Origin of the sequence: Pseudomonas cerasi (assembly GCF_027983475.1) — a bacterium.
GTDB classification, from domain to species: domain Bacteria; phylum Pseudomonadota; class Gammaproteobacteria; order Pseudomonadales; family Pseudomonadaceae; genus Aquipseudomonas; species Aquipseudomonas cerasi.
This window is the reverse complement of sequence record NZ_JAQJVM010000004.1, coordinates 347,834-361,814: the sequence shown is the minus strand read 5'-3', so window position 1 is coordinate 361,814 and position 13,981 is coordinate 347,834. Positions and strand designations below refer to the sequence as shown.

The following is a 13,981-nucleotide window of genomic DNA, read 5'->3' as shown; positions in this document are numbered from 1 at the left end:
AGTGGTGATATGAACGGTCGTGCCAGCGGAGCGCCGCGAGGGCGCTCCTGAGCAGTTCACGTTGCCCTAGCGCTTGAACAGTCCCTTGAGGGCGTCCTTGAGCTCGGGGCTGACCTTGTCACCGAGTTTGTCGTTCAGCTTGTCCTCGAGCTTCTCGCTGATCCGGTCGCCCGCCAGTTTCGCAGCGATCTGGCCGACACCTTCCTTGTCCAGACGGCAAGCCTTGGCGCCCAGTTCCAGCGGGCCGCGGCACTGCACCGGCCACTCGATGCCGACAAAGCGCGGATTGATCTCGCAGGCCGGGTCCGGCATGTCGCTCTTGTCGCCTTCGACGATGATGCCGACGCGGTAATTCATGCCCAGTACGCGCAGGTCGACGTCGCCGTTACCGTTGACGGCCATGCCCGGCGTACGAACCTTGAGGTCCGGATTGCTGGCCACGCCGTTGCGTACCACCAGATTGCCGTTGAGCTGCTGGAAAGGGGTGTCCTTGGCGCGCGGTTCGCCGCTAAGCGTCTTGCGGTTGAGGATCGAAATACCCTTGCACAGCTGCTGCTCCAGGTTGGCATTGACCAGTACGCCGTTATTGAGCGCAAAGCTGGCGGTGCCGTTCAGGCTGTCGATCAGGGCTTTTTCGCTGTTGCCTGTGCCGGTCAGGTTGCTGTCGAGGTTCAGCAGGCCACGCACTGGCGGCGTCTGGCCCTGGCTTTCCAGAATGCGTTCGACCGGTACTTTGGCAATGTGCGTCTGCACCGTGGCTACAGGCGTGTCCGGACGCGCGTCCAGATTGCCCTTGACCTCGAAGTTGCCGTTGTACAGGTCGCCACTCAGCGTATCGACCTTGATAAGGCCACCGTTGGCCTGGGTCTTGAACGCTGCGTTGTCGATGGGCAGTTTGTTCAGGGTCAGTTTGCCGAAGCTCAGGTCAGCCTCGACATCCAGCGTACGCAAGCGCTCCAGCGGCAGCAGCCTGGCAGTGCTCCAGGCGGCCTTGGTCGGTTGTTCGGGCAGCGGTGAATCACCCGCAGCAGCGGCGGCTTCACCGGACTGAACCTCGGATTTGCGCGCGGCCTTGGCACCTTTGCTTTCTTCGCTCTCAGCCGGACGATAGCGGTCGGCGTCGAAGGTATCGCCCTTGAGCTGGACACGCAGCGCCTGTTTGGCGAAGTCGTCCACGGCGATGCGACCCGTGAAGGTGCTGTCGTCGACTTTCAGGTTGAGGTTGTCCAGCGCAAGGCTGGTAGGCGTACCCGCCAGGCGCGTGACCATTTCAACCTTGCTCAGCGCACCCTCGGACATGGCTGGCAACGGCTGACCGATGTTCTCGAAGAACGCGCGCAGATCGAGCTGAGCGATGGACAGGCCGCCGCTGATCTGTGGCGTTTTGTCCAGATCGCGGGCACGCAGTTCGCCGAGTGCACGCAACTGGTTGGCCGAGACTTTGAGGCTGTTCCATTCAGCGATGTTGGCGGCCAGGTCCACGAGCAACTGGCCCTGCGCCGAGAAGGTGACGGTCTTGCCTTGCAGCGGCTCGCCGGCGACTTCACCGGACAGGCGCATGTCTTCGAATTGATAACGCTTGAGCACGCGGTCCATGCGCAGCTCGCCGACCAGCTCGGTCTTGGCGCGCACGACGGGCTGGTTGGTGCTTAGAAAGGCCGTCAGTTTGATCGGGATATCGGACGCTTCACGAATCGGCCCGGTACTCAGCTGAATGCTCTCGGCCATGAAGGTCCTGCCTTTTCGGGCATCGCTGTAATCCACGCGGGCGTTGTTGACGGTCAGGCTGTCGATATCCAGGCGGATCGGCTGGGAAGGGCGATCCGTTTTGGGCGCGTCCGGAGCCGGGGCAGGTGTTGTCTCGCCAGATGTTTCAGTGCTTGCCACGGCAGGCTTGCCGATGTCTTCCCAGTTGCCATGACCGTTTTCATCGCGGTGCAGGGTCAGGTTCAGGCCTTCGACGCGAATGTCGCTCATCTGTACCTGGCGACGAAGCAATGGCAGGACGCGTACGGACAGGCCGAGCATCTGCACATCGGCGAACGGCTGATCGGGAGCGGTCAGGGTGGCGACATGGGCGTCGTGCAATTCCAGGCCGAGCCAGGGAAACAGGCTCCAGCCGATATCGCCGTTGAGCGTCAGCTCGACGTTGGCCTTGTCGCGTGCCAGCTGGCGAATCTCGTCTTTGTAGTCGTTGGGATCAAACAGGTGGGTCAGGGCGAAGCCGAGAGCCACGATGATCAGCAACAACCCGAGAATAAACAGCCCCAGGATTTTGCCGAACGCTTTCATGGGCGAGTCCTTGTGTCGATGTTCAAAAATAGCCCACGAGTATACCGCTCCGACGAGCCTGTCGGGCTGCGGATACCGTTATTGCTGTCCGGCCTACGGTTCAAGACGCTGGCACCGTGCGCCACTACGCCTGAGAGCAGATGAAAAATGTGCGTCGCCTCGTCTCGATATATCTTCCGAATCTTCGCGCACCGGCCGAACAGCCACACAGGTGCGCCCAACTAAGTCCAAAGCAGCTTTTCGATAATGCTTAATTGGTTGCATCTATGGCTCGATAGAGCACGTGGATTAACGTGTGAAAATAGATAATAAAAAGCATGTAGCGAGATGCTTATTTGCCATCAGACAGTGATAGTCTCCGTTTTTGCTGGCTAGGGTGCGTCTTTTTGTCACGTATCCGGATAACCTGCCGATAAAACAGACATGGCCGCTCGGCACTGAGTCTGTGGCGGACCAGCGGACCATCTGCGAGCTTCACACATTGGGGTAATTATAATGAGCACAAGCACAGCCTTGGGCGGCGCAGCCGTTCAACCTGCGTTCTTGTCCAAAGAGCGCATTATCGCCAAGCCAGGTTTCAACCGTTGGCTTGTTCCACCTGCAGCACTGGCCATCCATCTTTGTATCGGTATGGCTTACGGCTTCTCGGTATTCTGGTTGCCGCTGTCGAAGGCTATCGGTGTTACGGCACCTGTCGCTTGCGCACCGGACATGGGTTTTTTCGCGCAGATGTTCGCGTCGACCTGTGACTGGCAGATCTCCATGCTGGGCTGGATCTACACACTGTTTTTCATCTTCCTGGGTTGCTCGGCTGCCATTTGGGGTGGCTGGCTGGAGCACGCAGGTCCACGCAAGGCGGGTGTGGTTTCGGCACTCTGCTGGTGTGGTGGCTTGCTGATTTCCGCACTGGGCATTTATACCCACCAGATCTGGCTGATGTGGCTGGGCTCGGGCGTGATCGGCGGTATCGGTCTGGGGTTGGGCTATATCTCCCCGGTGTCGACCCTGATCAAGTGGTTCCCGGACAAGCGCGGCATGGCGACCGGCATGGCGATCATGGGCTTTGGCGGCGGTGCGATGGTGGGTGCACCGCTGGCTACGGCTCTGATGGGGCACTTCGCTTCGGCTGAAAGCGTGGGCGTATGGCAGAGCTTCGTGGTGATGGCGGTGATTTACTTCATCTTCATGATCGGCGGTGCACTGGGCTATCGCGTTCCGCCAACCGGCTGGAAGCCTGAGGGCTGGACCGCTCCGGCTGCCAAGGCCAAGAACTCGATGATCACCAACCGGCACGTGCACGTCAGCGTGGCCTGGAAGACACCGCAGTTCCGTCTGGTCTGGCTGGTGCTGTGCCTGAACGTATCGGCCGGTATCGGCATCCTGGGCATGGCTTCGCCGCTGCTGCAGGAAGTCTTCGCTGGCAAACTGCTGGGCGTCGACCTGACCTTCAGCCAGCTCAATGCCGACCAGCTGAAAGCCATTGCTGCGATCGCAGCCGGCTTCACGGGGCTGTTGAGTCTGTTCAACATCGGCGGTCGTTTCTTCTGGGCTTCGTGCTCGGACTTCATCGGTCGCAAGGCAACCTACTTCGTATTCTTCGCACTGGGCTTCCTGCTTTATGCGTCGGTTCCGACCCTGAGCCATATGGGTAGCATCGCGCTGTTCGTGGCCGCGTTCTGCATCGTGCTGTCGATGTACGGTGGCGGTTTTGCCACAGTTCCGGCTTATCTGGCAGACCTGTTCGGTACGCAGATGGTCGGCGCGATCCACGGTCGCCTGCTGACTGCCTGGGCTGCGGCCGGTGTGCTCGGCCCGGTATTGGTCAACTACCTGCGTGAGTACCAACTCGCCCACGGTGTTGCACGTGCCGATGCCTATGACATCACCTTGTACATCCTCTCGGGTCTGCTGGTGCTGGGCTTTATCTGCAACCTGCTGATTCGTCCGGTTGCCGACAAGTACTTCATGACCGACGCCGAGCTGGCGGCTGAACAAGCCATCGGTCACGACAAGGGTGCCAACGCCACGACTTCGCTGGAGTGGAAAGCATCCGCAGGCAGCAAGCCGCTGGTCATCGCCGCCTGGCTGGCCGTAGGCATCCCGCTGGCGTGGGGCATCTGGATTACCCTGCAAAAAACCGCAGTGCTGTTCCACTAAAAGCCTGCCGGTAACAGAAAAGCGCTTGCACCTCGGTGCAGGCGCTTTTTTTTGCCTGGGTTTTTGGTGCACTGCGCTTTTGATCATCGCGTCCGGATTTTATTCGTCGCGATAGTCATATTCAGTTGACCCTATGTACTCGATGCACTGCCCGTTCCGGTGCATACGCTGCTACATTAGTCAGCCCTGATTTTATTGCCTGAAGGAGTTGTTTGCATGCTAGCCCACGTGGAGTCATACGCCGGTGATCCGATCCTTTCGCTGATGGAGACCTTTGGCAAGGACTCGCGTGCGGACAAGGTCAATCTGAGCATCGGTCTGTATTACGACGCACAGGGCCGCATTCCGCAATTGGCCTGTGTAGCAACGGCGCAACAGCAACTGGCCGAAGGCGAGCAGGCAGCGTCCGTGTACCTGCCGATGGAAGGCCTGGCGGCGTATCGGCAGGCGGTGCAAACCCTGTTGTTCGGTGCCGATCACCCGCTGGTTCAGGCAGGCCGTGTGGCCACCATTCAAACCGTGGGCGGCTCGGGGGCACTCAAGATAGGTGCCGATTTCCTCAAGTATGCGTTTCCGGACTCGCAGGTATGGGTCAGCGACCCGACCTGGGAAAACCATAACGCGCTGTTCGGCGGGGCGGGCTTCAAAGTCAACGCGTACCCGTACTTCGATGCCCAGACGGGTGGCGTGAGGTTCGAGGCCATGCTCGACACGGTGCAGGGGCTGCCGGCGCAGAGCATCCTCCTGCTGCACCCGTGCTGCCATAACCCGACCGGTGCCGATCTGACGGTGGCGCAATGGGACCGCCTGATCGAAGTGATCAAGGATCGTCAGCTCATTGCGTTCCTGGATATCGCCTATCAGGGTTTCGGCAAAGGCATGGACGAAGACGCCTATGCCATCCGGGCGATGGCCAACGCAGGTATCACAACGCTGGTCAGTAACTCGTTCTCGAAAATCTTCTCGCTGTATGGCGAGCGGGTAGGCGGGCTGTCGGTGGTCTGTGAAGACGCGGCCTCCGCTGCCAACGTATTCGGCCAGCTCAAGGCGACCGTGCGCCGCAACTACTCCAGCCCGCCTGCACATGGCGCGTTTCTGGTGTCGAAAGTGCTCAACACACCGCACTTGCGCGAGCAGTGGCTGGGCGAGGTCGAGGCCATGCGCCTGCGTATCATCGAAATGCGCACGCGTCTGGTCGAGGTGCTGGCGCAGAAGGTCTCCGGCCACGATTTCAGCTTTATCCTCAGGCAGAACGGGATGTTCAGCTACACCGGTCTGACCCCGCAGCAAGTCGATGAACTGAAAGATGTTCACGGCATTTACATGCTGCGCAGTGGTCGGGTATGCATGGCCGGTTTGAATGAAGGGAATATCGACAAGGTATGTAACGCAATCGCGAGCCTCTTCGCCCGTTAAATACCCTGCTGGTCGTCTGTTTGCTTCATGGCGGGCGCTTCTGGGCCTATAATGCTCGCCTTTTTTTCGCCCAATGATTTTGCGGAGCTGGTGATGGCCGAACGTAAGGCGTACGTCGAGCGCAATACTCTGGAAACCCAGATCAAAGCCTCGATCAACCTGGATGGTACCGGAAAGGCCCGATTCGATATCGGCGTGCCTTTTCTTGAGCACATGCTCGACCAGATCGCCCGGCACGGGCTGATCGATCTGGACATCGAATGCAAGGGTGACCTGGCAATCGACGACCACCACACGGTGGAAGACGTCGGCATCACCGTGGGCCAGGCGTTCAGCCAGGCGATCGGCGACAAGAAGGGCATTCGTCGTTACGGCCACGCCTACGTGCCGCTCGACGAAGCGCTGTCGCGCGTGGTCATCGATTTCTCCGGGCGTCCGGGCCTGCAGATGCATGTGCCGTACACCCGCGCCACTGTAGGCGGCTTCGACGTGGACCTGTTTCAGGAGTTCTTCCAGGGCTTCGTTAACCACGCGAACGTGACGCTGCACATCGACAACCTGCGTGGCACCAACACTCACCACCAGATCGAGACCGTGTTCAAGGCTTTCGGTCGTGCGCTGCGCATGGCGGTCGAGCTGGATGAGCGTATGGCCGGACAGATGCCATCGACCAAGGGTGTGCTCTGATGCAGACGGTTGCGGTCATCGATTACGGTATGGGCAACCTGCACTCTGTCGCCAAGGCGCTTGAGCACGTAGGCGCAGGCCGTGTGCTGATTACCAGTGACGCCAAGGTGATTCGCGAAGCCGACCGTGTGGTGTTTCCGGGTGTGGGCGCGATTCGCGACTGCATGGCCGAGATCCGCCGTCTGGGCTTTGATTCGCTGGTCAGGGAAGTCAGCCAGGACCGTCCGTTTCTCGGCATCTGCGTCGGCATGCAGGCGTTGCTCGACAGAAGTGAAGAGAGCGGCGGCGTGGATTGCATCGGTCTGTTTCCCGGCCAGGTGAAGTTTTTCGGCAAGGACCTGCACGAAGAGGGCGAGCACTTGAAAGTGCCGCACATGGGCTGGAATCAGGTCGCTCAGGCGGTGGATCACCCGCTGTGGCATGACATTCCGGACCTGGCACGTTTCTACTTCGTGCACAGTTTCTACATCGATGCCGCCAATCAGCGTCAGGTGGTCGGGCGCGGTCACTACGGCCTCGACTTTGCCGCTGCGCTGGCCGACGGTTCGCGTTTTGCCGTGCAATTCCACCCTGAAAAGAGCCACACCCACGGCCTGCAGTTGCTGCAGAACTTCGCCGCTTGGGATGGTCGCTGGTAAGCGCATGAGCAAAGCCAAGGGCAAGCCACCGATTCTGACCCTCTCGCCCGAGCACGAGCAACAGGCGATCGACAAGCTCAAGCGCCTGTTCGCAGAGCGCTTCGAGCTGGACCTGGGCTCGTTCGAAGTGGCTGAAGTCCTCGAGCTGTTCACGCGCGAGATTGCCCCGCACTACTACAATCGCGCCATTTTCGATGTTCAGCAGCAGCTCAAGGAGCGCTTCGAGAGCATCGAAAGTGACTTGTGGGCACTCGAAAAAAATTAGCTAGAAAGCAGCTGCACGCATCAAGCAGCAAGAATGGGTGAGTGCGCATCGTTGCAGCTTGCCGCTCTTTTTGACCAAGGAAAAAGCATGCTGATTATCCCCGCTATCGATCTCAAGGACGGCGCCTGCGTCCGTCTGCGTCAGGGCCGGATGGAAGATTCCACGGTGTTCTCCGATGACCCGGTGGCCATGGCCGCCAAGTGGGTCGAGGGTGGTTGCCGCCGTCTGCATCTGGTCGATCTGAACGGTGCGTTCGAAGGTCAGCCGGTCAATGGTGATGTGGTCACGGCCATCGCCCGACGCTACCCGAACCTGCCGATCCAGATCGGTGGTGGCATCCGTTCGCTGGAAACCATCGAGCATTACGTCAAGGCGGGCGTGAGCTACGTCATCATCGGCACCAAGGCCGTCAAAGAGCCCGAGTTCGTGGCCGAAGCCTGCCGTGCGTTCCCCGGCAAGGTGATTGTCGGTCTGGATGCCAAGGACGGTTTCGTCGCCACCGACGGCTGGGCTGAAGTCAGCTCGGTGCAGGTCATTGATCTGGCCAAGCGTTTCGAAGCCGATGGCGTGTCGGCCATTGTCTACACCGACATCGCCAAAGACGGCATGATGCAGGGCTGTAACATCCCGTTCACCGCGGCATTGGCGGCTGCCACGCGGATCCCGGTGATCGCTTCGGGTGGTATCCATAACCTGGGCGACATCCAGGCGCTGCTGAATGCGAAGGCTCCGGGCATCATCGGCGCGATCACCGGCCGTGCGATTTACGAAGGCACGCTGGATGTGGCCGAAGCTCAGGCGCTCTGCGACCGCGAACAACGCTGAACAGCTGGAGATTGACCCTGTGGCCCTAGCCAAACGCATCATCCCTTGCCTGGACGTCGACAACGGTCGAGTGGTCAAGGGCGTCAAGTTCGAGAACATCCGGGACGCAGGCGATCCGGTGGAAATCGCTCGTCGTTACGATGAGCAGGGTGCCGACGAAATTACCTTCCTCGACATCACCGCCAGCGTCGATGGCCGCGACACTACGCTGCATACCGTCGAGCGCATGGCCAGTCAGGTGTTCATCCCGCTGACCGTTGGTGGCGGCGTGCGCACCGTGCAGGACATCCGCAACCTGCTCAACGCCGGTGCCGACAAGGTCTCGATCAACACGGCCGCGGTGTTCAACCCCGAGTTCGTCGGTGAGGCCGCCGCGCGTTTCGGGTCGCAGTGCATCGTGGTCGCTATCGACGCCAAGAAGGTCTCCGGTCCGGGCGAAACCCCGCGCTGGGAAATCTTCACCCACGGCGGGCGCAAACCCACCGGGCTGGACGCGGTGTTCTGGGCGAAAAAGATGGAAGACCTGGGCGCTGGCGAGATCCTGCTGACCAGCATGGACCAGGACGGCATGAAAAACGGCTTCGATCTGGGCGTCACGCGCGCCATCAGCGATGCACTGGGTATTCCGGTGATTGCTTCGGGTGGCGTCGGCAACCTTGAGCACCTGGCTGCCGGTGTCATCGAGGGCCACGCCAGCGCTGTGCTGGCGGCGAGTATCTTCCACTTTGGCGAATACACGGTCCCTGAAGCCAAGGCCTACATGGCCAGCCGCGGGATTGTCGTGCGCTGAGTCACGGCGCATGAAAGCGGGCGCCGCTTGTTTCAGGCCAAGGGTTTGAAACAGCCGGCGCTCGCTTTGTTTCAGCCCTGTGGCATTCGAATATTGCCTGTAAGCGACATCGCCGGACAGCGCGCTAGACAGTGCGCCGGGTTCACGGCACTCTGCATGCGTCGTTCACGATCGAGTGCCGGAACATGTTCAAACGCCTATTGCTTGCACTGATCGGGATCGGTGTCTTGTCGAGTGAAGGTGTCCGGGCCAGCGAGTCGACGCCTTATTCCATGGTGTTGCTGACCGAGAACTTCCCGCCGTTCAACATGGCGGTCGACGGCAAGAATTTCGCCCAGGAAAACAACATTGACGGTATCGCCGCCGAAGTGGTGCGCGAGATGTTCAAGCGCGCCAATATCGGCTACAGCATGACGCTGCGCTTTCCGTGGGACCGAGTCTACAAACTGGCCCTGGAAAAGCCCGGTTACGGCGTGTTTTCCACCACTCGCCTGCCCGAACGTGAAAACCTCTTCAAATGGGTCGGCCCGGTAGGTTCCTACGACTGGATCATGTTGGCGCGCGGCGACAGCCCGATCACCTTGACGTCGCTGGAGCAGGCCAGGGATTACCGCATCGGGGCTTACAAGGGCGATGCCATTGGCGAGCGCCTTAGAACCATGGGCTTGAACCCGATCCTGATGTTGCGTGACCGCGACAACGTGAAAAAACTCGCCAACGGCCAGATCGACCTGTGGGCGGTAGGCGATCCGGTTGGCCGCTATCTGGCGAAGCTGGAAGGCGTCACCGGCTTCAAGACAGCGCTGCGGTTCAACAGCGCCGAACTTTACCTGGCGGTCAACAAGAGCACGCCTGACGAGGTCGTCAGACGCCTGCAAAAGGCCCTCGATCAGATGCGCGCTGAAGGCTGGGTCGATGCCGTCAAGGCGCGCTATCAGTAACCGCTCAGCCCGCTGCGGGCGCGTCAGGCGGGCTGTCGACGCTTCGGCTATCGATCAGCGTCGCTGTGCAGTTTGACCCTGACCTGCTGTTGATACGGCCGACGCCGTTCCAGTGGTCGTGCGAGCCGTCTGCGTTGAGCAGGGCTATCGAAGGTGCGAGAGTCATCAGCCCTTCGCCCCCGTCATCATGGTCGGTTTCATCATCAATCCCTGATAAATGTGTCTTGGCCTCCGTCATTGAGGCACCTTCCTTTAAGTCGGAATTGACACGTTCATCAAGGCTGAGACGCTGGTGGACACGGAAAGCAGACTTGCCGGACCTGGCGTATGGAAAGTGCTGACGTGGAAGAGGTGCGATCAGCGATAAATCCCATTCTTGCCATGCGCCGCACTCGCCTGATTGCCGCGTTCGCCGATCATGCTGCGCAGGTCGATCCATTCGACGCCCTGAGCCTTGAGGTTGGGCAGTTCGCGCTCCAGTACATCCAGCGTGACAGGGTAGGGGTGGCCGATAACCACGGCCGAGCCATATTTGCGGGCGATTTTTATCGCGGTCTGCAATTGGCGGGTGATGGCTTCTGCGGTGCGTTCGTCGTCCAGGAATACGTCACGCGAGACGCTGGCCAGCCCGATACGCTGCGCTTCTGCGGCGGCCACGGTTTTCGCGCTGGTGCGGCTGTCGACGAAAAACAGGTGACGACGCTGTAGCTCGGCCATCAGCCAGGTCATGGCGACCGGCTCGGCGGTCATCCGGCTGCCCATGTGGTTGTTGATACCGGCTGCATACGGCACCTTCAGCAGGGCAGCATTGAGACGGCTTTCCAGCTCAGGCAGTGGCAGTTCGGGGTGCCAGGCGTAAGGGCCGGTCGCGGGGTCCATGGGCATGTGCAGCATGACCGTTTTGCCTGCGCGATGGGCCTGGCGGGCAAACTCGGTGGCGTGCGGGGTGTCGGGCATGATCGCCAGGGTAACCGGGCCGGGAAGCGCCAGTGTGCGGCTGTCGCGCTGCGGATTCTGGCCCAGATCGTCGATGATCAGGCTCAGGTAGGCCTTGGGCGGTTTGCCGCTGCTCTCTGCCGGCGCTGCATGGGCAGCGCCAGTGATCGAGAGGGTCAGCAGCAACAGAGCGAGAAAGCGCATCCGTCAATTGCCGCGGGTGATACTCAGCCCCTTCAGCAGGCTGAGCGCCTGGCTGAGCTGGAAGTCGTCATCCTGCGGACGCGCCTTGGCGGCTGCGCCACCCTTGACGGTCGGTTTGTCCGCGCCGCCGTTGCCATTGCCGAGGTGACCCAGCAGGTCGGCTTCCTTGTAGTTCTCGCCGTCTGCTTCGCTGGTGACCTTGGCCCGACGTACCACGATGTCCGGGTTGATGCCCTGGGCCTGGATCGAGCGGCCGTTCGGCGTGTAGTACAACGCGGTGGTGATCTTCAGGGCGCGATCGTTGTTCAGCGGCAGAACGGTCTGCACCGAGCCTTTGCCGAAGGTGTCAGTGCCCATCAGGATGCCGCGTTTCTGGTCCTGCAGGGCGCCGGCAACGATTTCCGATGCCGAGGCGCTGCCGCCGTTGATCAGTACTACCAGAGGCACGCCTTCGCTGGCGTCTGCCGGGTCTGCCGAGAAGCGCAATTCGGAGTTGGCGATGCGGCCTTTGGTGTAGACGATCAGGCCCTTGGTGAGGAAGTGATCCGCCACCTGCACCGCCGATTGCAGCACGCCGCCCGGGTTGTTGCGCAGGTCGAGAATCAGGCCGCTCATCTTCTTGCCGTTGTCCTTGCGGAATTTGGCCAGTGCCTTGCCGACTTCGTCACCAGTCTTGACCTGGAACTGGGTGATGCGGATGTAGCCGTAGCCATTTTCCAGCATCTGCGCCTTGACGCTCTTGACCTGAATAGTCGCCCGCGCCAGGGTCACGTCAAACGGCGTACCGCCATCGCGGACCAGCGTCAGGGTGATCTTTTCACCGATCTTGCCGCGCATCTTGTCGACCGCTTCCTGCATGTTCTGGCCCTGGGTCGGCGTACCGTTGATCTTCACGATCAGGTCGCCTGCCTCGATGCCAGCCTTGGAAGCCGGTGTGTCGTCGATGGGCGAAACCACCTTGACGAAACCGTCCTCGACGCCGACTTCGATGCCCAGCCCACCGAACTCGCCGCTGGTGCTTTCCTGCAGCTCCTGGAAATCTTCCGGGCCAAGATAGGCGGAGTGCGGATCAAGATTGCTGAGCATGCCCTTGATGGCGTTCTCCAGCAGGGTCTTGTCGTCGACCGGCTCCACGTAGGCCGCCTTGACCCGGTCCATGACCTCGGCAAAGGTGCGCAACTCGTCGAGCGGCAGCGGTGGCTTTGCGGTGGTATTGGTTTTGGCGGGCGAGACTGCTGCAGGCGTGGCTGGCGCGGTCTTTTCGGCAGCTTGCGCCAGCGGCGCGCCGATAACGATGGCAATTGCCAGGGCCAGCGAGGTGAGGCGGGACAAATGCAGCATGTCTAACGAACTCCTACAGATATTGACGCCGACTTATCCTTGAGTGCGGCACCATTGGGCCGGATCGCTGGGGCGACCCTGCTGACGAATAGCAAAGTACAACGCTGCCGTGTCCTGACCACCACTATTGCCGACCGTGGAAATCGCTTCACCGGCTTTTACAATGTCACCTGCCGACTTGAGCAGGCTCTGGTTGTGCCCGTAAAGGGTCAGATAACCGTTGCCATGGTCGAGAATGACCAGAAGCCCGGCACCGCGCAACCAGTCGGCGAACACCACTCGTCCGCCATGCACGGCACGCACCTGGCTTCCGGCTGCGGCGCTGATCATGACGCCGTCCCATTTGGTCCGTTCGTCATCACCGCGGGCTTCACCGAAACGCGCAAGCAGTCGACCATCGATAGGCCATGGAAGTTTTCCCCTGGCCTCTGCAAAAGGTCCGCCGTAGGAAACTCCGGCACTGGAAACGACTGCGCCGGGGGCTTTGACCGGGCGACGCGGTGCCGGTTCATCATCGCTTTTACTGCTGCTGTTGCTGCTGTTATTGCGGGCGACGGCTTCAGCTTCGCGCTGACGCTTTTCTTCCGCCTCGCGGGCTGCAACCAGCGCCTTCTGGCGAGCTTCTTCGGCTTCACGTGCCTGGCGAGCCAGGGTTTCTTCGATGGTCTTGAGGACTTTGGCCAGGTCGGCCTGATCCTGCTGACGGGCCTGCAGTTTCTGATCGCGGGCCTTGTAGTCCTGATTCAACTTGGCCAGCGCCTGTTGACGTTCCTGGCGAACCTTGGCCAGCTCTTCGCTCTGGCTGTCCAGGTTGCTTTTCTGCACCAGCAGTTGGGCCTGTTGCAGGTCGATGTCTTTTTCGACATTGGCCAGCTGGCGCAGGGTTTCGTTGAAATTGCGTAGCTGCTCCAGGCGCGCCTGGCTCAGGTAATCGTAATACGTGAGGGTTCGGGCGAACTTCTCGGGGTGTTGCTGGTTGAGCAGCAGCTTGAGGTACTCCTGGCGGCCACTCTGGTAGGCGGCGCGGGCCTGGATGGCAATCAGGCGTTGCTGTTCAACACGGGCGCTGTTCAGTTTCTTTTTTTCACTGTCGAGCTTTTGCAGCTCGGTTTCCGTCTTTTTTAGTTCCTTTTGCAGGACCTCGACCTGCTTTTCCAACTTGCCCATTTCGGTTTCAGTGGTGCGCAGGTCCTTCTGGACGCCTGCACGTTCTTCCTGAAGCTTGCCCAGGACTTTTTGCAGCTCCGCCACATCCTGACGCGCAGCATCTATCTGTTTTTGGGTTTGCACACGCTCGTCTTCGGCAAACGCCGGATTGAGCAGGCAGATCAGAGCAAGGGCAATCAAGGCGCGAAGCATGTGGGTGGGCGATACCGAGGAATTGTGAGAAAAAATGTCAGGCCTAGTATGCCCGCCATGCGCTGCAAAAAAAACGCCTCGCAACCACTGCTTTGAGGCCTGAAACATAAAAAACCGGCCTTGCCTGATG

12 protein-coding genes and 1 pseudogene are annotated in these 13,981 nt (G+C 60.3%); 8 read left to right on the top strand and 5 right to left on the bottom strand.

Translation table 11 applies throughout. The features are described from left to right. Positions 1-66: 66 nt before the first annotated feature. On the bottom strand, positions 67-2,292 hold the full coding sequence (locus tag PI739_RS23325; protein WP_054081349.1) for an AsmA family protein: 2,226 nt from the start codon (positions 2,290-2,292) through the stop codon (positions 67-69). Positions 2,293-2,787: 495 nt separating this feature from the next. Between PI739_RS23325 and PI739_RS23320 the strand changes: the two genes are divergently transcribed. The 8 genes from PI739_RS23320 to PI739_RS23285 all read left to right on the top strand — a co-directional run bounded on the left by PI739_RS23320 (position 2,788) and on the right by PI739_RS23285 (position 10,011). Next, positions 2,788-4,449: an OFA family MFS transporter gene (locus PI739_RS23320; protein ID WP_271352213.1), complete on the top strand. Its 1,662-nt coding sequence runs from the start codon at positions 2,788-2,790 to the stop codon at positions 4,447-4,449. A 216-nt stretch (positions 4,450-4,665) separates the two neighbouring features. Continuing rightward, positions 4,666-5,865 carry an amino acid aminotransferase gene (locus PI739_RS23315; RefSeq protein ID WP_003372211.1) on the top strand — a complete coding sequence of 400 codons (1,200 nt, stop codon included), beginning with the start codon at positions 4,666-4,668 and terminating at the stop codon, positions 5,863-5,865. A 93-nt stretch (positions 5,866-5,958) separates the two neighbouring features. Continuing rightward, positions 5,959-6,552 (top strand): imidazoleglycerol-phosphate dehydratase HisB, encoded by a 594-nt coding sequence (gene hisB / locus PI739_RS23310; RefSeq protein ID WP_002551454.1) that lies wholly within the window; start codon positions 5,959-5,961, stop codon positions 6,550-6,552. Continuing rightward, on the top strand, positions 6,552-7,190 hold the full coding sequence (gene hisH, locus PI739_RS23305; RefSeq protein ID WP_005745046.1) for an imidazole glycerol phosphate synthase subunit HisH: 639 nt from the start codon (positions 6,552-6,554) through the stop codon (positions 7,188-7,190). The genes hisB and hisH overlap by 1 nt, the downstream gene beginning before the upstream one ends. Positions 7,191-7,194: 4 nt before the next feature. After that, positions 7,195-7,455, top strand: a complete 261-nt coding sequence (locus PI739_RS23300; RefSeq protein ID WP_003342219.1) for a DUF2164 domain-containing protein — start codon at positions 7,195-7,197, stop codon at positions 7,453-7,455. An 87-nt stretch (positions 7,456-7,542) separates the two neighbouring features. After that, on the top strand, positions 7,543-8,280 hold the full coding sequence (hisA, locus tag PI739_RS23295) for a 1-(5-phosphoribosyl)-5-[(5-phosphoribosylamino)methylideneamino]imidazole-4-carboxamide isomerase (protein ID WP_003372206.1): 738 nt from the start codon (positions 7,543-7,545) through the stop codon (positions 8,278-8,280). Positions 8,281-8,299: 19 nt separating this feature from the next. Continuing rightward, positions 8,300-9,070 (top strand): imidazole glycerol phosphate synthase subunit HisF, encoded by a 771-nt coding sequence (gene hisF / locus PI739_RS23290; RefSeq protein ID WP_003434701.1) that lies wholly within the window; start codon positions 8,300-8,302, stop codon positions 9,068-9,070. A gap of 185 nt (positions 9,071-9,255) precedes the next feature. Then, a complete protein-coding gene (locus tag PI739_RS23285) occupies positions 9,256-10,011 on the top strand; it encodes a substrate-binding periplasmic protein (RefSeq protein ID WP_003372204.1) in 756 nt (251 codons plus the stop codon). 13 nt (positions 10,012-10,024) lie between these two features. On the opposite strand, the pseudogene PI739_RS23280 reads toward PI739_RS23285, so the two are convergent. The 4 genes and pseudogenes from PI739_RS23280 to PI739_RS23265 all read right to left on the bottom strand — a co-directional run. After that, positions 10,025-10,195 (bottom strand): annotated as a pseudogene (locus PI739_RS23280) (serine protease); the annotation flags it as partial. A gap of 173 nt (positions 10,196-10,368) precedes the next feature. Beyond that, the gene (locus PI739_RS23275) at positions 10,369-11,151 is read right to left on the bottom strand and encodes a divergent polysaccharide deacetylase family protein (RefSeq protein WP_003434694.1); all 783 of its coding nucleotides are present in this window, start codon (positions 11,149-11,151) and stop codon (positions 10,369-10,371) included. Positions 11,152-11,154: 3 nt separating this feature from the next. Then, positions 11,155-12,492, bottom strand: coding sequence for a S41 family peptidase (locus PI739_RS23270; protein WP_003372196.1), 1,338 nt, complete (start codon positions 12,490-12,492; stop codon positions 11,155-11,157). Positions 12,493-12,525: 33 nt separating this feature from the next. Beyond that, complete coding sequence (locus PI739_RS23265; protein WP_044310203.1) at positions 12,526-13,851, bottom strand: murein hydrolase activator EnvC family protein; 1,326 nt, start codon at positions 13,849-13,851, stop codon at positions 12,526-12,528. Positions 13,852-13,981 lie beyond the last annotated feature (130 nt).